We start from the raw sequence: 3,631 nt of genomic DNA on the forward strand, positions 1-3,631 counted from the left end.
TTTATGATCTTCTTCAAACTGTTGATAGAGATCAGGAAAATCCTTTAAGATTTTAGCCACTGTTAATGGATCTACTTTATGAACACTACCTGTTTCTAAATCCAATAGAAAGTAAGTAGCTAAGGGAAATGTAGTCACTAGGCTTCCAATGGCCCCAGCAGTTTTCTTGTAGTTATCTCCGGCTCCCAAAAAGTAGCTGTATCTACCGTACTCTAAGATTCGGCTGTAGAGCACCACTGGTAGGCTAATGTAGTTTCGGGAACTGATGTATACGTGCTTACCATCGTAGAATCCCCACATACTGCGTCGTATCTCCTGTCGGCGCTTCACCGGAATATCCCACTCAATACTAATATTACCTGCCGAAACGTAGAAGCGATCCTCTGCTAGGTCAAACTCGGATGCAGTATAGGTGTAATGAAGCGGGTCGATGGAATCGGTAGGAGAATAGTAGATGAAAACCTGGGCGGGAATAGGCCGGTTGTGAAGAAAATTGTAGAAGCTATTGTAAATGCCAACTTTTAGATCGGTTGTTTGGGCAATACACACATACGTTGATGACACCAAAAAGCCAGTGAGTAGTCCAGCCACAACTGATACGCCTATCTGATATTTCTCTTTGCCATGCTACCTAATTTACTTAGAAAGCATCAGTATTCCAAGCGATTTCAGTAATGGCATACTGGTCCAAAAGGCGAAGAAAGTAGTAGAGGGCCAGAGTAAGTTTATAGTGCGGAAGTGACTCATCTAAGGCCATTATTCTGAAGAAGTTCTGCTAACAAAATATGGCAAATATGCCTTGTTACATTATATTTGCCGCCCAGCGGTATGATTAAAACCCTTAACTTTGCCCAAAGGATATGCTACGTGAGTTAGTTTACCAAACAATAATGTTCTTTCAAAATTCTGCGGCGCCCTTCTTTTACCCAACCATCATCTTACAACTACTTCTATTAAAAGAAGACCGATGAGCAAAATATTTCTCTTAGTAGTATGTCTACTAACTATCTCGCTTGCGAAAGGGCAAGTTTTTACGGAAAGAGTTGATGGTGAATCCATATCATCTGGGCAGTCGTATTTTAACGATACGCTGAAGAAAGAAGCAACAGCTACTAAGGATTATATTGGGTTTTATCAAAAATACATTAGCGGAATTAGAGGAAGAAGCTGCCCTATGTATCCGAGTTGCTCAAACTACGGACTTAAGACCTTTACCGAAACTAATTTTGCTTCGGCATTTATTCTTACTTCTGATCGTCTACTACGGTGTGGGCACGATCACGATAATTATGCTCTGACACTGCGGTCCAATGGGTTCCGGTTTTTAGATTACCCTCACTACGATCCCCCTCCCCAAGCGTTATACTATACTCGTAATACGTATTCCTTCGCGTATTCCGATACATTAAAAGATAATAATGATAGCATTACTGACTTTATTAAAAGGTTGATCAATACTGGATATTACCGCGAGGCTTTGCTAGAAATAATGAGAGTGGAGTTTCAATCTTCATCATTTAGTATTGAGCTCTTTATCAATAAAATCATTTGCTTAAAGGCACTAGAAGAGTACGAAAAAGCTATCTTTGACTACGAAACAAAGTGTCCTCCTGAACACCAGCGAAACGCTGAATTATTATATCAACTTTCTGTAATACAGTATAAACTTCAAAACTATCAACAGTCTTTATATTATGATTCGCTAGCTATAACTTCTTGTAACGATTGTTTCTTTAAACCAAAATTAATTTCTTTACAGGGACTGATCCACGCTAGAGAATATGAGTGGCAAAATTCTCGTAATGCTTTTAAATCCTTACAGGACTATGAAGGGTACGAAGGTCTCAGTCGAGCGAATATTGCTATCTTAGAGAAAGAAAAACAGTTTAAAGTCAAGAACCCAACGCTTGCTGGGGTGATGTCAATTATACCCGGAGCAGGCTATGCTTACGCTGGGCACAGACAAACCGCTGTAACTGCACTATTAGTAAATGGATTGCTAGCTTACGCTACGTATACGAGCGTAAAAAATGAGAATTACGGAATAGGAATACTGACTGGGATTTTTAATTTAACATTTTACATAGGAAACATACAAGGTGCGGTAAAAAGTGCACAACGGTTCAATGCCAACCAAAAACAAGATATTATCAATAAACTTGAGTATAATATTAATCTATAGTAACCAAATCACAGTAATATGACCCGTAGAATCCTCAATTCAGTGTACGCAAAGCCATTAGCTTTGCTTTTAGTAGCTTCCATGCTCAGTTTGTCATTCAAGATGAACAATGTAGCAGAGGTAGTTTTGAAAGCTGGTACTTCAATTCCTCTTGAGACGGTTTCAATGATACAATCTGACCTGATTACTGTTGGTCAGACCATTGATTTTGTAGTAAGCCGGGATGTTGAAGTTAACGAACGGATAGTGATTCCGAGCGGATCGCTAGCCAAAGGGCAAGTAATCAGAGCTCAACAGCCTAGAGCCATTGGTAAAGAAGGCTTTTTTGAAATTCGGATTAAATCAGTGGTAGCGGTAGATGGTCAGGAAGTATTTTTGACCGGGGGTAATGTTTATCAAGAAGGTGAAGATAAGCAAACATTGTCTATCGTACTGGGAGTATTTCTTTGCATTCTTTTCCTATTGATAAAAGGAAAAAACGCTCAAGTGCCGCCCGGCTTTCAAATAGATGCATCAGTAGCTAGTACTACGACTATCGAGACTTAAACTAAGTTTTTAATAATCTAAATCAGGAATATACAGCGTATGAGTTAACTATTCATCCGCTGTATAATCTTAGCTTGGTAGCTTGGCGTAACCGCTATCTCATTCTAATTTTGGAGTACGAATTTGTGAGTAACTATACTATCATAATATGTGAAGCAAAAGATGTACTGCCTGTAGTGCTTATGTCTATTCTGATAGGTGCCTCCGCTTCAAAAGTGTTTGCTCAAGAAGTGCCCTCGCTGTATGAGGAAATAGTTCAGGTGATAGAAACTGAATTGGGCTATGTTTACGACTCCACTAGCAATCAGCGTCGTAAGCCCGTTCATGCTACGTCAAGCGATAGCAGTCCTTCACCGGGAATTCACGACCATTTTCTAATCATTGACAATCCTTCACCATTAGTGTTTTTGAATGGCAAACAAGTAGAAATCTTGTCGTTAAAAAAATATTTGGCCACGGAGACAACCGATATCTAGGTATTGTCTCCTAATGATTCAGCTACAATCTTATATGGTACTCGGGGTATGGCTCAAGGGGTGCTCCTTGTGAGTATTGATGATTAAAGGAGTAGGTTTCTATCTACAAAGGTGTGTTTGTAAAGTGTCAGCTTAATACCTTATAAGCGTTTCAGATGCCTAGTCTTAACACCTATCTCAGTAACTTATTCAAGCCTTCGGCCTCAAATAGTATTTTGCCGATTTTAACGGTAGACCAGCCTTCTAACAAGCGATACGTAAAGTGTGCAATTCCTTCTTCCAGTTGGCACTCGATATAATACCGCTTGATGTGATTTTTACTATTATCAATTTGGTTTTCTAAATGCAGCAGATGCGTAGAAATGAAAAATAGTGAGCCGGTAAACTTAAACAAACTAGTAACAGTGGTCAGCGTAATCTCCTGAGC

General features: G+C 39.4%; 5 protein-coding genes. 3 read left to right on the forward strand and 2 right to left on the reverse strand.

What is annotated here, in order from left to right; genetic code table 11:
• Nucleotides 1–591: hypothetical protein (locus WBA23_RS11975; RefSeq protein ID WP_424582514.1), on the reverse strand; the 591-nt coding region annotated here is incomplete at its 3' end.
• A gap of 376 nt (nucleotides 592–967) precedes the next feature.
• Here WBA23_RS11975 and yidD point away from each other — a divergent pair.
• The 3 genes from yidD (at nucleotide 968) to WBA23_RS11990 (ending at nucleotide 3,204) form a co-directional block, all read left to right on the forward strand.
• Nucleotides 968–2,182 carry a membrane protein insertion efficiency factor YidD gene (yidD, locus tag WBA23_RS11980; RefSeq protein ID WP_424582515.1) on the forward strand — a complete coding sequence of 405 codons (1,215 nt, stop codon included), beginning with the start codon at nucleotides 968–970 and terminating at the stop codon, nucleotides 2,180–2,182.
• A gap of 18 nt (nucleotides 2,183–2,200) precedes the next feature.
• The gene (locus tag WBA23_RS11985) at nucleotides 2,201–2,728 is read left to right on the forward strand and encodes a hypothetical protein (protein WP_424582516.1); all 528 of its coding nucleotides are present in this window, start codon (nucleotides 2,201–2,203) and stop codon (nucleotides 2,726–2,728) included.
• Nucleotides 2,729–2,910: 182 nt separating this feature from the next.
• A complete protein-coding gene (locus tag WBA23_RS11990; protein ID WP_424582517.1) occupies nucleotides 2,911–3,204 on the forward strand; it encodes a hypothetical protein in 294 nt (97 codons plus the stop codon).
• A gap of 172 nt (nucleotides 3,205–3,376) precedes the next feature.
• On the opposite strand, the gene WBA23_RS11995 is transcribed toward WBA23_RS11990, so the two are convergent.
• Nucleotides 3,377–3,631 (reverse strand): hypothetical protein (locus WBA23_RS11995; RefSeq protein ID WP_424582518.1); only part of this gene is annotated, 255 nt, incomplete at its 5' end.

It is taken from the genome of Tunicatimonas sp. (assembly GCF_049647865.1).
Lineage (GTDB): Bacteria > Bacteroidota > Bacteroidia > Cytophagales > Cyclobacteriaceae > Tunicatimonas.